Annotated in this window: 13 protein-coding genes; 10 read left to right on the top strand and 3 right to left on the bottom strand. The window is 68.3% G+C overall.

Features of this window, described 5'->3' with window-relative positions; all coding sequences use genetic code 11:
* Positions 1 to 25 precede the first annotated feature (25 nt).
* On the top strand, positions 26 to 1573 hold the full coding sequence (locus CETAM_RS09775) for a hypothetical protein (RefSeq protein WP_156228681.1): 1548 nt from the start codon (positions 26 to 28) through the stop codon (positions 1571 to 1573).
* 53 nt (positions 1574 to 1626) lie between these two features.
* Positions 1627 to 2184: an isopentenyl-diphosphate Delta-isomerase gene (gene idi / locus CETAM_RS09770; RefSeq protein ID WP_156228680.1), complete on the top strand. Its 558-nt coding sequence runs from the start codon at positions 1627 to 1629 to the stop codon at positions 2182 to 2184.
* A gap of 23 nt (positions 2185 to 2207) precedes the next feature.
* Here the strand turns inward: idi and CETAM_RS09765 are convergent, their stop codons facing one another.
* Both CETAM_RS09765 and CETAM_RS09760 read right to left on the bottom strand, forming a co-directional pair.
* On the bottom strand, positions 2208 to 3341 hold the full coding sequence (locus CETAM_RS09765; RefSeq protein ID WP_156228679.1) for a hypothetical protein: 1134 nt from the start codon (positions 3339 to 3341) through the stop codon (positions 2208 to 2210).
* 57 nt (positions 3342 to 3398) lie between these two features.
* Positions 3399 to 4700, bottom strand: coding sequence for a carboxylesterase family protein (locus CETAM_RS09760; protein WP_156228678.1), 1302 nt, complete (start codon positions 4698 to 4700; stop codon positions 3399 to 3401).
* On the opposite strand from CETAM_RS09760, the gene CETAM_RS09755 reads away from it, so the two are divergent.
* From CETAM_RS09755 to CETAM_RS09745, 3 genes are read left to right on the top strand one after another with little or no spacing between them, the layout of a single operon-like run.
* Complete coding sequence (locus CETAM_RS09755; RefSeq protein ID WP_197085720.1) at positions 4699 to 6753, top strand: M3 family metallopeptidase; 2055 nt, start codon at positions 4699 to 4701, stop codon at positions 6751 to 6753. The two genes, CETAM_RS09760 and CETAM_RS09755, sit on opposite strands and share 2 nt — an antisense overlap.
* An 11-nt stretch (positions 6754 to 6764) precedes the next feature.
* The gene (locus CETAM_RS09750) at positions 6765 to 6938 is read left to right on the top strand and encodes a hypothetical protein (protein ID WP_156228676.1); all 174 of its coding nucleotides are present in this window, start codon (positions 6765 to 6767) and stop codon (positions 6936 to 6938) included.
* A 49-nt stretch (positions 6939 to 6987) separates the two neighbouring features.
* Positions 6988 to 7128 (top strand): hypothetical protein, encoded by a 141-nt coding sequence (locus tag CETAM_RS09745; protein WP_156228675.1) that lies wholly within the window; start codon positions 6988 to 6990, stop codon positions 7126 to 7128.
* On the opposite strand, the gene malQ is transcribed toward CETAM_RS09745, so the two are convergent.
* Positions 7125 to 9263, bottom strand: a complete 2139-nt coding sequence (gene malQ, locus CETAM_RS09740) for a 4-alpha-glucanotransferase (protein ID WP_197085850.1) — start codon at positions 9261 to 9263, stop codon at positions 7125 to 7127. The two genes, CETAM_RS09745 and malQ, sit on opposite strands and share 4 nt — an antisense overlap.
* A 139-nt stretch (positions 9264 to 9402) precedes the next feature.
* Between malQ and CETAM_RS09735 the strand changes: the two genes are divergently transcribed.
* The 5 genes from CETAM_RS09735 to hrcA all read left to right on the top strand — a co-directional run bounded on the left by CETAM_RS09735 (position 9403) and on the right by hrcA (position 15389).
* A complete protein-coding gene (locus tag CETAM_RS09735; RefSeq protein WP_231587446.1) occupies positions 9403 to 11232 on the top strand; it encodes an AMP-dependent synthetase/ligase in 1830 nt (609 codons plus the stop codon).
* Positions 11233 to 11320: 88 nt separating this feature from the next.
* Positions 11321 to 11995: a hypothetical protein gene (locus CETAM_RS09730; protein ID WP_156228673.1), complete on the top strand. Its 675-nt coding sequence runs from the start codon at positions 11321 to 11323 to the stop codon at positions 11993 to 11995.
* A 10-nt stretch (positions 11996 to 12005) separates the two neighbouring features.
* Positions 12006 to 13130 (top strand): radical SAM family heme chaperone HemW, encoded by a 1125-nt coding sequence (hemW, locus tag CETAM_RS09725; RefSeq protein WP_156228672.1) that lies wholly within the window; start codon positions 12006 to 12008, stop codon positions 13128 to 13130.
* 292 nt (positions 13131 to 13422) lie between these two features.
* The gene (locus tag CETAM_RS09720; protein ID WP_197085719.1) at positions 13423 to 14286 is read left to right on the top strand and encodes a type IV toxin-antitoxin system AbiEi family antitoxin domain-containing protein; all 864 of its coding nucleotides are present in this window, start codon (positions 13423 to 13425) and stop codon (positions 14284 to 14286) included.
* A 74-nt stretch (positions 14287 to 14360) separates the two neighbouring features.
* The gene (hrcA, locus tag CETAM_RS09715) at positions 14361 to 15389 is read left to right on the top strand and encodes a heat-inducible transcriptional repressor HrcA (RefSeq protein ID WP_156228670.1); all 1029 of its coding nucleotides are present in this window, start codon (positions 14361 to 14363) and stop codon (positions 15387 to 15389) included.
* Positions 15390 to 15405 lie beyond the last annotated feature (16 nt).

Here is a 15405-nt window from a genome sequence, read left to right as displayed (position 1 = left end):
AGCGATTACGGTGCTGACTTCATACGTGGAACAGGTCGAGTGGCTGAGCGGGGCGCTGGCTGCCAGCTACCAGGCGCTGACAGGGCAGAACGCGTTTGTGGCGCGGGGCATGGACATTGCTGATGAGGGTGGTGCTGTCGGTGCGGACGCGGTGAGCTTCCCGGCGCGGCCGCACCCTCGCTTCGAGAACTTCAGTTTCATGCCGCCCATGGTGGTGCCGGCGTTGTCGATCGAACAGTTGTCGGCGGATTTCTCGGCGACCAGGATCGCGGAGTGCGTCGCGGCGTCGAGGTTGTGGCATTCGTTGTCCGCGGAGACCGCGGCAATCGCTCAGAGTCTGGATGCGGTGGCGCAGGACCTGTCGGGGAGCAACCGGGGAGAGGTGATTGAGGCGGCGATCGACAAGATTGCCCAGGTGGCTCGGGCGGGGGAGACCTTCGCGCAGAACTCTCAGATCATGGGTTCCTCGGTGGAACGGCTCTCGGCGATCAAGCAGGACGGTGCGCTGAAGGTGAACTTCACCCGTGCCGCACTGGCCGCGATCGTGGACCCGGTGCAGAGGACGGCCGCCGAGCAGTCTTTCCTGCAGTCCTTCCCCGCTATGTACATGCCCTCGGTGGCCACGGGTATCCCGCCGATCCGCAATCTCATGGTGATGGACCCGACCGCCGATGGTGGTGGCGACATTGCCCTGGGTATGAACGACGTGGCGGGGAAGGGGTCGAAGCATGATGCCAGCGGTCACCGGCCGGCCGGGGCAGCGCTGGAGGCGGTCACGTCGATGCAGCAGGCGATGGGTGCGGGGGACTTCGGGACGGTGCAGTCCGGCGTCGATGGTCTGGCCGGGGTGAACGGCGGAGAATTCGTGCAGGCCGGGGACCTGGGTACGACGACGGCCTCGACGGGAACCTTGCCTGCGCCCTCACCGGTCGGTTCGATGGGGGCACCGTCCTTCGGCGCGGGTGGAGCACCCACCCTCGGCAGCGGTCCGGTAGGCAGCGGTCCGGTCGTCGGTGGGCTGGGGCCGATGGGTGGGTTGGGGAATGTGGGCAATGCCGTCACGACGGCCGCCGGGGCAGGCCGTGGTCCGGTGTCGTTCGGAGGAGGTATGCCGTCGGCCGGCGTGCCGGGTGGCGTCGGGGCCGTGGGTGCTGCCCGCCCGGGGCGCGTTGGGGGCATGGGTGTCGGAGGGGCAGGCGGGTCGGGTGCGGTATCGCGACTCTCAGCCGGGACTCCGGGCACATCACTCACCGGAACGTCGGCGGGTGCGGGGTCCGGGGCGGGCGTCGCAACGCGGATGTCGGCGGGAACACCTGTACCGGCCGGCACTCCGGTGGCTGGCGGAACCTCGGTGGCTGCGGGGACGGGGGCGGCGTCGAGAAGCACGGGCGTGCAGTCCGGCCGCGGGATGATGCCGATGATGGGTGCGCCCATGATGGGGCAGGGCCAGTCGAAGTCGGCGAAGGTCAGGAATGTGACGTCGTCGGTGGAGGAGGACGACAACGTGGCGGCGCTGCTCGGTGAGCGGCCGCCGGTGGTGCCCGGTGTGATCGGGGCCTGGGCCCGCGGTTGACCTCGGTGAAAGCCGGGTAGTGGAGTGCCGTGGGTTCTGGGTAGGGTTGGGGCATGAATGACGACGTTGAACTGGTGGTCCTGGCAGACGAGCGGGGGCAGGCCATCGGTACCGCGCCGAAAGCCACGGTCCATACCCGGGACACCCCGCTGCACTTCGCCTTCTCGTGTTATCTGCTCGACGATGATGGTCGTCTGCTGCTGACCCGTCGGGCGCTGAGCAAGAAGACCTGGCCCGGTGTCTGGACGAACAGCTTCTGCGGACACCCCGGCCCGGGGGAGAGCCGCGAAGAGGCGATTGTCCGGCGGAGCGTCGAGGAACTTGGTTTCGCGGAGGGGGCTGTCGGTGACATCGTCACGGTGCTGCCGGAGTTCCGTTACCGCGCGGTCGATTCCAGCGGCATCGTGGAGAACGAGTTCTGCCCCGTCTTCGTCGCCCGACTCAAGAGCGGCGAGCAGGCGGATCCTGTGGTCGAGGAGATTGATTCCCTGGCGTGGGCGGATCCGGCGTCGGTGATCGCGGCCGTTGACGCCGCTCCCTTCGCGTTCAGCCCCTGGCTGGTGGAGGAGCTGGCGGATCAGCGTCTGCGGGACGCGATCCTGGGCAGGTAGCTCACCCCGTCCAACACCGGCCGCTAGGCCGGGCGATGGAACACCGAGGGTTCCATCTGGTCGAAGACAGGCACGATGTTCTCCCGGAACCAGGCGAGGAACTCCCCGAGGTTCCCGTCCCTGTGGCCGGGGGTGGCGGCGTCCCAGCAGGTGGTGTCCAGGATGAAAAGGCTCATGGGGAGCGTGAGCATGGGCTCTCCGTAGCCCTCGAAGAAGGATGTCATGACCTTCTTCAACCAGGGGACGTCGTAACCACAGGCCGAGAAGGTGGTGCTCTGCAGGGTGGCCAGATCATGGAACGGGGATCCCATGGGGATGCGTTCCCGGCGGGGGAGCCGGACGTCGCCCTCCCAACCGCCGACGACACAGCGGCCGTCCTCCAACCAGATGTGTTTGGCCGTGAGGTTGCCGTGGATCCGTTGGATGAGCATCTCGCCGGTGAGGCTGCGGTAACTGTCGCGGATCCAGGGGGCATGTTCTGCCAGGGCGGGCTCGCGGGAGACGAAACCGGCCAGGCGCTCCTCCAGACGCCGGCCGATGGCCTGGGCGGGCACCCACCTGTAGGGGAATGCCATGAGGAGGGAATCATGGACGTAGCGGATGGTCCGCCCCACCGCCAGTGAGTCTTCGTGGGAGAAGTACTGGGCCCTGATGCGGCTGGCGGACATGTCGTGGCCCGTGATGCCGGTGGGGATCCGGCGGATGGTACCCAGGGTGTAGCGGTGCCCGTGGACCTCCACCTCGATGCGCCCGACGAGTTCGGGGGCGTGGGGTCCGATGAGGTCGCTGAGCATCTCCAGTTCGGAGGTGTCCGTGGGCCAGGCGCGGCGGTAGCTGGTGAGCATGAATTTCTCGGCGCCGTCCCCGTCGACGAGGACCATGTCGATGTGGTGGTCGGTGTGGGTTGTCGCCCGACATGTCAGGTCGGGCGGGATCCCGCCCCGGAAAAGGCCGGCGCCGAGCGTTTCACCGCGGGTGAGGGCCGCCCCGAATTTTCCGGCGAGGTCGTCGAGGGGGTGATGGCCGGCGTCGTCGAGAAAGTACTGGTACAGGGAATCATCGTCAGGGGTGCCTGTGGTCATGAGGACGTGGACGCCACCCGGAACGGGAGTGGAGATGACCCGGGAGAGGTTGGCGGGGTCCGGCGGCCTATCCACCGGACCGGCTGTTCCGGTGGAGGGTTTCCCCTCTGATATCTCCATTGATCAGGCCTTTCACCTAGCTGGGCTGAATGCCTCCCGGACCATTTTCAGCGTATCTGTAGCCAATGTTACGCCATTGGTTGCGATGTTCAGTATTGTGGCATGTCTTCCCGTGGTCGCGCTGTACCTTTTCCAGTCGGGGGTGCCCCCGCGGACGAAGTCCACAAACAGGGCGCGGATTGCACCCGTTTGCATGGCGGGGTCCAGGCCGAAGATCTGCGGAATCTCCTCGCAGTGCAGGGCGGGGCGGGAATCGGCGATGAATTCGGCCACCCACACCGGTCCCGGCGCCTCGTCGGCGGCCTGGGACACCCAGCGTCGGTTCGCGGAATCGCCGATGAGTCGGCCCATGGGTCGGTCCGGGTCCAGCGCCAGAGCGGAACGCAGGTACTCGGTGACCGATCCGCGTACCCCCATGCGTCGGGCCAGGAGCCGGACCATCGTCGGCCCCAGGCCCTTCGCGTCGATGGCGCGGCCGATGGGCATGTCGTAGTGCTCGTCGCGGGTGGAGGTGAGCAGAATCGGCAGGTCGGCCAGTTCGGAGCCGTCGAAACCGGCGGGGCCGAGCGCCATGTCCAGGCCCTGGACGGCGCGGAACCGGTTGTAGGCACGCTGCAGAACCGCCGGCTTCTCCTCCGCCAGCCGGGTCAGCGATGCGCGGGTCACCGGCTTGCCCAGCGCCATGCGGAGGGATCCCCTGCGCTTCTCGAAGCTCTCGCGGGGGAAACACGGCGACATGGCGAGGATGCGTCGGAAAGCGCCACGGTAGTGGTCCCGGCGGGCGAGCCACAGCGCGGCGGTGGCGCCGGCGGACTGGCCGACCAGGGTGACGTTGGTGGGGTCGCCGCCGAAGGCCTCGATGTTGTGCTGCACCCACTCCAGGCCGAGCTGGCAGTCGTCGATGCCGCGGAAATGGTTCGGTTCGTCGTCGTGGAACCGGGCGAAGCCCTCGAGTTTCACCCGGTAGCCGATGTGCACGGTGATGATGCCCTCGCGCGCATTCGGCGCGCCGTCGGCCCGGCGGTCGCCGTGGGTGCCGTGCTCGAAGCGTCCGCCGTGGATGTACACCACCACGGGAAGATCACTGAGCGCCTTTGCATCGGCCGGCGCGACGATCGACAGGGCGATGCGCTCGGGGCGGTGAACGGTGGCGTCGACAAGCTCCCGGAGGTCGCGGGGGATGCGCCGCGCGTCCTCGAACGGGCCGGGGATGACGGAGTAGGGGATCGAGTGGAAACGGACGATCTCCCCGTCGCTCACGCCGGTGATCCTGCCTGCGGCGCAGGTGACGGTCACACGCTCTTGGTCGGTCATGCACCTCACGCTACTACCATCGAATGGCATGACTTCAAACCCGTTGCTCGCCCCCTCGACCCTGCCGTACCAGCTGCCCGACTTCCGGGCGATCCGCCTCGAGCACGCCGTGGCGGCCTTTGACGCCGCGCTGGCGGAACAGCGCGCCGAGATCGCCGCCATCACCGCCAACCCGGAGGCCCCCACGTGGGCCGACACGGTGGAGGCGCTGGAGTCCTCCGGCGCGACCCTCGACCGCGTCACCGCCTGGCTGTTCAACCTGCAGGGCACCGACTCTGACGAGGAGATGGACGCCGCCATCTCGGAGATCGTGCCGCGCCTGTCCGCGCATTCGGATGCGATCTACCAGGATGAGGCCCTCTACCAGCGGCTCATCGACACCCCCGTGCCCGACGACGCCGAGTCCGCCCGCCTCCACGAGCTGCTGCTCCGTCGTTTCACGCGTCGCGGCGCCGGCCTGGACGCCGCCGACAAGGCCCGCCTGGCGGAGATCAACCAGCGCCTGAGCACCCTCTCGGAACAGTTCGGGCGCAGCCTGCTCGCGGACACCAGGGAGCTCGCGGTGCTTTTCAGCGACCCCGCCCAGCTCGCCGGCCTGTCCGGGTCCCGCATCGCCTCCGCGAAGGCCGCCGCCGAGGAGGCCGGCAAGGAGGGCTGGCTGATCCCCATCGAGCTGCCCACCGTCCAGTCCGATCAGCTCGTCCTGTCCTCGCCGGAGGCGCGGGCCGCGCTCTACGAGGCGTCCCAACGCCGTGGCGTGGACTCCAACCGGGCCAACCTGCTGGAACAGGTCCGCCTGCGTGCCGAGCGCGCCCGTCTCCTCGGCTATGACACCCACGCCGACTACGTCATCGCCGAGGAGACCGCAGGCACCGCCGAGGCCGCCCGTACGCTGCTCTTCGACCTCGCACCGGCCGCCGCCGCCAACGCCGACGCCGAGCGCAAGCTCGCCGGGGAACTCGCCGACGAGGACCTCGCCGCCGCCGACTGGCCCTACTGGCAGGCCAAGGTCCGCGAGCGCGACTACTCCCTGGACGAGGAGGAGCTGTCGAAGTACTTCCCGCTCGAGCGCGTGCTCGTCGACGGCGTCTTCCACTCCGCCCACCTCCTCTACGGCATCACCGTCACCCCGCGCGAGGACCTCGCCGGCTACGCCGAGGGCGTGCGTGTCTGGGAGGTCACGGACGCTGACGGTGAGGGCCTGGGCCTGCTGCTCACCGACTACCGGGCACGTCCCGCCAAGCGGGGCGGGGCGTGGATGAGCTCCTTCGTCCGCCAGTCGCAGCTGCTGGGCACCCGCCCGGTGGTGGTCAACGTCATGAGCATCACCCACCCCGTCGACGGCTCCCAGCCGCTGCTCACCATCGACCAGGTGACCACCCTGTTCCACGAATTCGGCCACGCCCTCCACGGCCTGCTCTCGAACGTCCGCTACCCCACGCTGGCCGGCACCAACGTCCCCCGCGACTGGGTGGAGTTCCCCTCCCAGATCAACGAGAACTGGGCCTTCGAACCGGAGATCGTCCGCAACTACGCCCGCCACGTCGACACCGGCGAGACTATCCCCGCCGCCCTCCTCGAGTCCGTCACCGCCGCCCGCCAGTTCGGCCAGGGCTTCGCCACCTCCGAGTACCTGGCGGCCGCGATCATCGACCTGGCCTGGCACTCGCTCACGCCGGAGCAGGCGGCGCGGGTGGGGGAGGACGCGGTGTCCATAGGCAGGTTCGAACAGGAGGCACTCGAGGAGGCCGGCCTGCTGGTCGACGAGCTCGCCCCCCGCTACCGGTCGACCTACTTCAACCACATCTTCGGCGGCGGCTACTCCGCCGGCTACTACTCCTACCTGTGGGCCGAGGCCCTCGACGCCGACGGCTTCGACTGGTTCTCGCAGCAGCCGGACCTGCGTGCCGCCGGCGCGAAGTTCCGCGAGCACATCCTCTCCCGCGGCGCCTCCGTGGACTACGGCGACGCCTTCCGCACCCTGCGCGGCCGCGACAAGGACGTCACCCCGCTGCTGCGCCGCCGTGGACTCGCGGGCGTGTCGCTGGGGTAGATTGAGGGCCCATGGACGCCATACTCTCCGCGCCCCTGTGGCTGCAGGTGCCGTTGGTGATGGTCATCGCAGTCCCGTTGGCCACCATCGCCGCCGTCGCCCTGGTCCGGCTTGTCGACGCAGTCTTCCTCGCCGGAGAGCGCGCCTGGCAGGCCACCGCCGCTCCCGAGCGCACGGACGACTAAGGTGACTGCCTAATTGTCGATTCACCGCAACCAGGAAGGTGCTGCCACCATGGCGAACCCCGAGGAACTGCGCAAGCAGGACCAGAAGCTGCCCAAGGCCAAGCGCAAGTACCCCCAGTCGCGGGTCACCCAGTCGCTGTGGATCCTGCTCGCCATCGTGCTCATCGCCTGGCTGATCAGCCTGATCTAGCCGCGCCGGGAGGCCTCCGCGATGCGGTGGAACAGGTCCACCCCGGCGAGGTCCTCGATGAGGACGGGGGCGCCGTCGCCGTCGCACAGGGGGATGCACCAGTTGGGGTACTGGTCACGGGTGGTGCCGGGCTGATTCTGGGCACGGACGTCACCGACCATGTCCACCAGTGAGATGCAGTTCAGCGCCGAGGGGGTGTGGGCGATGAAGCGGTGGATGCCCTCCATGAGTGTGTGGATGTCCCCCCGCTCCGCACGCTCCAGACCCTCGAAGCTGGTCTCGGCCAGTTCGGTGCCCTCGAAGCAGCCGGTCTCCCGGACACGGTCGAGAACCTCGGCCTGCCAGTCGAGGTCCTCGGCGTGCTCCTCGGCGACGTCGCGGGTGAACAGCCCCAGGCGGTCACGGAGCGTGATGTGCTCGCCGGCCAGCAGTGCCGCCGTGGGAGGCAGGTCATGCGTGGTCACGGAGGTCAGCGCCAGCTGACGGTACTCGTGCTGCAGGCGCGGGCCCTCGACGGTGGGGGAGCCCTCGAACCACAGGATGGAGGTGCCCATGACGCCCTTGTCCGCCAGGACGTCCTGGACCCACGACTCGAAGGTGCCCAGGTCCTCGCCCACGACGACCGCCCCGGCGCGCTCGGCCTCCAGCGCCAGGATGCCCACCAGTGCCTCATGATCGAAGCGGATGTAGGTACCGGTGCTCGGGTGCTGCATGCGCGGCATGACGAACAGGCGGAACAGGCCCAGGACGTGGTCGACACGGATGCCGCCCGAGTGGCGCAGCACCGTCGAGAGCAGGTTGCGCCACGGACGGTAACCGGCCTCGGCCAGGCGCTCCGGGTGCCACGGCGGCTGGGACCAGTCCTGGCCGTGCTGGTTGTAGTTGTCCGGCGGGGCGCCCACCGACACGTCGGGGGCGAGCCAGGGCTCGAGGTTGTGGGCGTCGGCGCCACCGGGGTGGACGCCCACGGCCAGATCGGCCATGATGCCGATCTTCATGCCGGCGGCCTTGGCGCGGGCCTGCGCAGCGGCGAGCTGCTCGTCGCAGAGGAACTGCAGCCACATGTAGAAGTTGATCAGCTCACCCACGGGCGGCACGATCGCGTGGGCACGCGGGGCATGGATCTGCTCGATCTCCCGCTGGGCGCACCAGGACGCGAAGTCGACCAGGCCCTGGCCCTCGCGCTCGATGTAGGCACGGAACTCCGCCTCCCGCTCCGGCGTGCGGCCGCGGGCGTGCATCTCGTGGAGGACGTCGAGCTTCGCCTGGTAGACGGGGTTACGTTCGATGAGCTCGCCGGAGCGGTTGAGCTCGTGGAGTTCCTCGCCGAGCTCGAGGACGTCGGCACGCGTCTCCTCGCTCAGCTGGGACAGCTCCGGGACGTCCTCGATGCGCAGGTAGATGGGGTTGATGAAGCGGCGGGTGGTCGGCAGGTAGGGCGAGTCCTCGGCCGGCGGGAAAGGCTCGGCGGCGTGCATCGGGTTGACCAGCAGGAAGTCCGCCCCGGCCTCCTTGGCCAGGACCTCGGCGAGCAGGCCCATGTCGTGGAAGTCGCCGATGCCCCAGGAGTTCTCCGAACGCACCGAGTACATCTGGGCCATCACGCCGGTGGTCGGCTCGTTGACGTACACGTCGGTGGTGGACAGGCGCGCCGGGGTGATGATCAGGGCGCACTCGTGGCGGGAGTCACCGGACACCAGCTCGATGGTGTGCCAGCCCAGCGGAAGATCCGCGGGGAGGCGGAACGTCGCCTCGCCCCATTCCTGCCCTAGGACGGTGACCGGCGGGTTCCAGTTCTCCTCCTGCTGGACCCCGCAGGTGGAGCCGTCCTCCAGGATGATGCGCACCTCCGCCGCCGCCCCGTGGTGGACGTGGACGTTGAAGGTCCGGGCGTCGCCCGCCACGGCCACGACGCTCGGCGGCAGCGGCCGGACGGCCTGGGCCTGGCGGTGCGCGGCGAGGGCGGATTCCAGCTCGGCGGTATCGGGGGTGTCGGAAAGCGGCACACCGAGGGCACGCAGCGTCTTCAGCAGGGTGTCCTCGGTGACGATGATCTCTTCACCGTCGCTGGCGGTGTAGCGCGTGGCGACGCCGTGGGCGTCCGCGAGTTCTCTCAGCACGTCCTGGTTATTCACACCGGTCATCCTGCCACCCTGATGGATGTTTCGCTGCAACTCGGGGCTTGTGGTCACCATGTCCGACCCCCGAGGTGGGACCCCAGGGGTAGCGTTGTGAGTTGAACAACACTGATTTCCGACGCGAGAGGAAGTACCCGTGCAGGAGTTCCACACCCCGGCCGAATACGACATCGCCCCCGGCGAAACCTGCCTGACCGCCATGCTCGACACCGCCAGGCGCTACCCGCACGGCGTGATGTTCACCCGCCCCGCCAATTTCGAGTGGGTCAACGTCACCTCCGCGGAGTTCGTCGCCGAGGTGTACGCCGTGGCCAAGGGGCTCCTCGCCTCCGGAGTGCAGGCCGGTGACCGCGTGGCGCTGATCTCCGCGACCCGTTACGAGTGGTCGCTCCTCGACTTCGCCATCTGGGCCGCCGGGGCCGTGAGCGTCCCGGTGTACCCCTCCTCCTCGCTGTCGCAGATGCAGTGGATCATCGAGGACTCGGGTGCGGTGCTCGCCATCACCGAGACCCGCGACCACACCGAGCTCATCTCGCACCTTGTTCTGCGGGAGGACGGCACCCCGGGCCTGCAGGATTCCCCCTCGCAGCTGCGCCGGGTCCTGGAGATCAACTCCTCGGCCATCGCGACCCTCAAGTTCGAGGGCCGCGAGATCCCCTCGGAGGAGATCGATGCGCGCATCGCGCACACCGGCACAGATGATCTGGCCTCGCTGGTCTACACCTCCGGCACCACCGGCCGGCCCAAGGGCTGCCGGCTGACCCACCGCAACTGGCTGGCCGAGGTCCGCGGGATCCTCACCGCCCCGGTCGGCGGGATCTCCCGTCCGGGCACCCGGGCGCTCACCTTCCTGCCCATGGCGCATGTCCTGGCCCGCGCCGTCTCCCTCGCCCTGGTCGTCGGCGGCGCCACCCAGAACCACTGGTCGGACTTCTCCACCCTGTCCGTGGAATTCGCCCGCTCCCGCCCGAACCTGATCCTCGGCGTGCCGCGCGTATTCGAGAAGGTGCGCAACTCTGCCGCCGGGAAGGCCGCCGACGCTGGTCCGCTGAAGGCGAAGATCTTCGAGCGGGCCGAGAAGACGGCCATCGAGTACTCCCGCGCGCTGGACATGCCGGAGGGCCCGTCGCGGGCGCTCGTCGCGAAGCGGAAGCTCTACGACAAGCTCGTCTACTCCAAGATCCGCGCCGCGGTCGGTGACTCCGTGAAGTACTGCATCACCGGCGGTTCCGCCATGAGCCACGACCTCCTGCACTTCTTCCGCGGCATCGGCATCCCCATCTACGAGGGCTACGGGCTCACCGAGACCGCAGCCGCAGCCGCCGTGGATTTCGAGGACCAGAAGATCGGCAGCGTCGGCCGCCCGCTGGGTGGCGTGACCATCCGCATCAACGACGCCGGTGAGATCCTGATCAAGGGCCCCATCCTCTTCGACGGCTACTGGAACAACGACGAGGCCACGGCGGAGTCCATGGAGGACGGCTGGTACAACACCGGCGACCTCGGCGAGCTCCTCGACACCGGCCACCTGGTGATCACCGGACGCAAGAAGGACCTCATCGTCACCGCCGGCGGCAAGAACGTCTCGCCCGGCCCGATGGAGGATTCACTGCGGGCCCACCCGCTGATCTCCCAGGCGATGGTCGTCGGCGACGGCAAGCCCTTCATCGGCCTGCTGGTCACCCTCGACGAGGATGCGCTGCAGCGCTGGAAGCTCAACCACAACATCCCGGAGGGCAAGTCCATCCAGGACCTGGCCACTGACCCTGCCCTGCGTGCCGAGATCCAGGACGCCATCAACATCGTCAACGCCACCGTCTCCCACGCGGAAGGCATCCGGAAGTTCTACATCCTCGACCGGGACCTCTCCGAGGAGGAGAACGAACTCACCCCGACGATGAAGGTCAAGCGCAACGTGGTCACCCAGCGTTATGTCGAGGCCATCGACCACCTCTACAAGCGCTGACCGAGTCCTCCGGCGAGTCTGCCCCCGGGGTCGCCGTTTCTGGCTTAGAGTCAGGCCAACAACGTCGACGAAAAGGGGGCAGCCCACGATGCAGAAAATCGCTGCAGAGCTGCGCCACCGCGAGCTCACCCAGGAGATCTACAACATCGGTGACGAGGTCGCCGAGTACATCGAGCACCTCCTCGAGGCCATCCGGGACTGGGACGGCGAGCTCACGCACGACTGCCTCGCCGAGTTCGGTGAGATCCTCTCCGACGCCCGCCGCGACTCCCGGCAGATCGTCGGCGAGCTCCTCGGTCTACGCCAGGCACTCACCAGCGGCGTCCGCGCGGGAGTCCTCTCCGCCAGTCGGGCGGCCGGCGCCAAGCTCATCGAACCCGAGCTTCTCGACGCCCCCTCCCTCGATGAGCTCTTCCCCCTCACCTCCCCGGTCAACGTCTCCGGCCTGGCGGATTCGCTCGACGCCCGCACCGAGCTGGTCGTCGAGCATCTGGGAGAACTCGTCGCCTGGGTCCTCGACCAGACCAAACTCGTCGCCGGCAACCTCGACGCCGTCAGCCTGCCGCACCTGTACGCGCGCGTGGGCACGCACGTCAACGCCGCCGTCGAAGGCTGGCTGCACACCGTCGCCGACGCCCACCCCTCCTACGCCCGCACGATGCGCGGAAACCACACGCCGGAGTTCCTCGCCGAGCGCGCGCGTATCGACGCCATCGTCGCCCGCGTCTCCGCCAAACGTGCCCAGCGGGGCGCCGCCAGCTAACGTGACGTAGATGTTCGGCGTCTATATCCACGTTCCCTTCTGTTCCACCCGTTGCGGCTACTGCGACTTCAACACCTACACCCCAGGTGAACTCGGCACGTCCGCCTCACCCGCCTCCTACCTCGACGCCCTGGCGCGCGAGCTGGCTCTGGCCGCGCCGCAGGGCCGGCCCGCCGACACCGTCTTCATCGGTGGTGGCACCCCCTCCCTGCTCGGTTCCGACGGCTTGTCGCGCGTGCTTTCCATGGTGCGCGATACCTTCGGCCTCGCCCCGGGTGCTGAGGTCACCACCGAATCCAATCCGGAATCGGTCTCGCCCCAGTTCTTCTCCGGGCTGCTGGAGGCCGGCTTCACCCGCGTCTCCCTGGGCATGCAGTCCGCCTCACCCGCCGTCCTCCGCGTCCTCGACCGCACCCACACCCCCGGGCGTGCCGTCGACGCCGCCAAGGAAGCCCGCGCCGCCGGCTTCGAGCACGTCAACCTGGACATGATCTACGGCACGCCCACCGAAACGGACGACGACGTCCGCGCCACCCTCGACGCCGTCCTCTCCGCCGACGTCGACCACGTCTCCGCCTACTCGCTCATCGTCGAGGACGGCACCGCCATGGCCCGCAAGGTCCGCAAGGGCGAGCTTCCCGCCCCGTCCGAGGACGTCTACGCCGACCGCTACGACATCATCTCCTCCCGCCTCGAAGGGGCCGGCTTCCACTGGTACGAGGTCTCCAACTGGGCCAAGCCGGGTGGCGAGTGCCGCCACAACGAGATCTACTGGCGCGACGGCGACTGGTGGGGAGCCGGCCCCGGCGCCCACTCCCACCTGGGCAACCGCCGTTTCCACAACGTCAAGCACCCCGCCCGCTACGCCTCCATCCTGGCTTCCGGCGAGCTGCCTATCGCAGGGGAGGAGCTGCTCACCGACGCCGACCGCCACACCGAAAAGCTCATGCTCGGCCTGCGCCTGCGCGAGGGCATCCCGTTCGACTGGATTGATGCGGGGGCGCACGGGGTTGTGGCCCGGGACGTCGGGCGTGGCCTCCTGCGGCACGTCGGCGACCGTGTTGCGCTCACCGACGCCGGCCGCCTGCTCGCCGACGGCATCATCACCGACATCCTCGTCGCCGAGGAGGCCTGACTTTCCGGTTCACACCCCCTCAAGGCCCCGCCCCGGGCCTGCGCAGGACCTCAGGGGGGAGCGACGTGGACGCGGCCGCCGGGTCTCCGGTTCACACCCCCTCAAGGGCCCACCCCGGGCCTGCGCAGGACCTCAGGGGGGAGCGACGTGGACGCGGCCGGCGGGTCTCCGGTTCACGCCCCCTCAAGGCCCCGCACCGGGCCTGGGCAGGACCTCAGGGGGGAGCGAAATGCCTCCCACCGGGAACCTCCCGACCTTTTCAGCAGTCCAACTGTGGTGGGAAGGGGTTCACATGGGGGAAATTCTCACCACGGCAGACCTGCGCGCCCGGGGCGTGCACGCGAAGAAGATCCAGGCGCTGATCAGGGACGGGAAGCTGCACCGCGTGGACCGGGGTGTGTACACGACGAGTCGGCCGCAGGGCGAGCTCCTGCTCAGGGCACTGCAGCAGGCGCGGCCGCACATCGTGTTCACGGGACGGACGGCCTGGGAGCTCCGCGGGAACCGCTCCGTCTACCTGCCGGCGGCCGCGTTGGTGGCACGGGACGGATATCTGCGGGGGAGCGGGTATCTCCGGTTGATCCGGGGGAAGTCGGCCACCACGGAACTCCGGAACGGGATCCGGATCGCCGACCCGTTGCGCACGGCGATGGACATGCCGGCCACCAAGCAGTTCGAGGCGGTGAAGTTCCTGGAGGGGCAGTACGGGGGCAAGGACGGGAGTGCCCGGTTGAAGGAGGATCTGGCGGCCTACGCACGTGTGCCGGCCGGGATGCGCGCGCTGGTGGGGAAGGCGGCGGTGGGTGGGGACTCGGAGACGGAACGCGTCCTGTTCCGGGTGTTGCGGGAGCAGGGGATCGTGATGGAGCAGAACAAGAAGATCGGGCATTACCGGCGGGACGGGGTGCATGAGAAGTCGAAGGTGATCGTGGAGGTCAACGGGTATGAGTTCCACAGGGATCGTGGGGTGATGGTCAAGGACTGCTGGAAGGCGAACGACGCTCTGATCAGGGGATACACCCACCTTTCGTACTCGGATTCGTGCATTGACATGCATCTGGCGGAGGTGGTGGCGGAGATTGAGGGTGTGATCAACGGTCGTGCGCGACCCTCCGGCCCGGTCTGGGGCTGGCACCGGATGTTCGAGGAGCCGTAGGGCCCGGGGGTATGGCGGCGGGGTTGGACGGGGTTACACTGTCAGAACTAGCAACCGAGGGAGGTGAGTGCCAGATGGCTGGTTTGACGGATGTCCGTAGGCAGGAGGTTCTGCGCGCGATCGTGGCGGATTACATCGCCTCCCATGAGCCGGTGGGTTCGAAGGCTCTGTTGGAGCGGCATCGGCTGAATGTGTCGAGCGCGACGATCCGCAATGACATGGCGGTGCTCGAGTCGGAGGGCTACATCGTGCAGCAGCACGCGAGCTCGGGCCGGATTCCCACGGAGAAGGGTTACCGCCGGTTCGTGGATCACATCCATGAGTTGAAGCCGTTGTCGGCGCCGGAGCGTCGGGCGATCATCAGTTTCCTGGAGGATGGTGTGGATCTGGAGGACGTGTTGCGTCGTTCGGTCCAGTTGCTCGCCCAGTTGACGCGCCAGGCGGCGGTGGTGCAGTTGCCGAATCTGAAGTTGTCGCGTGTGAAGCATGTGGAGGTGGTGGCGCTCGGTCCGACGCGTCTGCTGCTGGTGCTGATCACGGATTCGGGTCGTGTGGATCAGCGCAACGTGGAGCTCGATGAGCTTATCGACGCCGACGGGGTCCATCTCCTGCGTGATCTGCTCAACGGTGCGTTGGCGGGCAGGACCCTGACGGAGGGGTCGACGAGTCTGGCGGAGTTGGCGCAGAATCCGCCGGCGCAGATCCGCAGTGCGGTGATCAGGAGTGCGACGCGGCTGATCGAGACGCTGGTGGAGCAGCCGACCGACCGGTTGATTCTGGCGGGGACGTCGAATCTGACGCGTATCGCGCGGGATTTCCCGGCTGGCCTGCCGAGCGTGATTGAGGCGCTGGAGGAGCAGGTCACTGTCCTGAAGTTGCTGGCGAACGTGCCGGACCTGGGTAACGTGAGTGTGCTCATCGGTGGAGAGAACGAGGACGAGGATCTGCATGATGCCTCGGTCGTGGCCACGGGTTACGGTTCGGACGGGCATACGCTCGGCGGGCTGGGCGTGGTGGGGCCGACGTTCATGGACTATCCGGGAACAATCTCGAAGGTCTCGGCCGTTGCACGGTATGTCAGCCGAGTTCTGGCTGGCGAGTAACATTTATTCGATCTTG

This window comes from Corynebacterium comes (genome assembly GCF_009734405.1).
GTDB lineage: Bacteria > Actinomycetota > Actinomycetes > Mycobacteriales > Mycobacteriaceae > Corynebacterium > Corynebacterium comes.
This window is presented reverse-complemented; position numbering and strand designations above follow the sequence as displayed.

What these genes read in the sequence shown, in the direction of transcription:
- CETAM_RS09760 (WP_156228678.1), bottom strand. Translation starts at nt 4,700, where the DNA reads ATGACCGACCAAGAGCGTGTGACCGTCACCTGCGCCGCAGGCAGGATC.
- CETAM_RS09755 (WP_197085720.1), top strand. Translation starts at nt 4,699, where the DNA reads ATGCACCTCACGCTACTACCATCGAATGGCATGACTTCAAACCCGTTG.
- CETAM_RS09750 (WP_156228676.1), top strand. Translation starts at nt 6,765, where the DNA reads ATGGACGCCATACTCTCCGCGCCCCTGTGGCTGCAGGTGCCGTTGGTG.
- CETAM_RS09745 (WP_156228675.1), top strand. Translation starts at nt 6,988, where the DNA reads ATGGCGAACCCCGAGGAACTGCGCAAGCAGGACCAGAAGCTGCCCAAG.
- idi (WP_156228680.1), top strand. Translation starts at nt 1,627, where the DNA reads ATGAATGACGACGTTGAACTGGTGGTCCTGGCAGACGAGCGGGGGCAG.
- CETAM_RS09730 (WP_156228673.1), top strand. Translation starts at nt 11,321, where the DNA reads ATGCAGAAAATCGCTGCAGAGCTGCGCCACCGCGAGCTCACCCAGGAG.
- CETAM_RS09720 (WP_197085719.1), top strand. Translation starts at nt 13,423, where the DNA reads ATGGGGGAAATTCTCACCACGGCAGACCTGCGCGCCCGGGGCGTGCAC.
- hemW (WP_156228672.1), top strand. Translation starts at nt 12,006, where the DNA reads ATGTTCGGCGTCTATATCCACGTTCCCTTCTGTTCCACCCGTTGCGGC.
- hrcA (WP_156228670.1), top strand. Translation starts at nt 14,361, where the DNA reads ATGGCTGGTTTGACGGATGTCCGTAGGCAGGAGGTTCTGCGCGCGATC.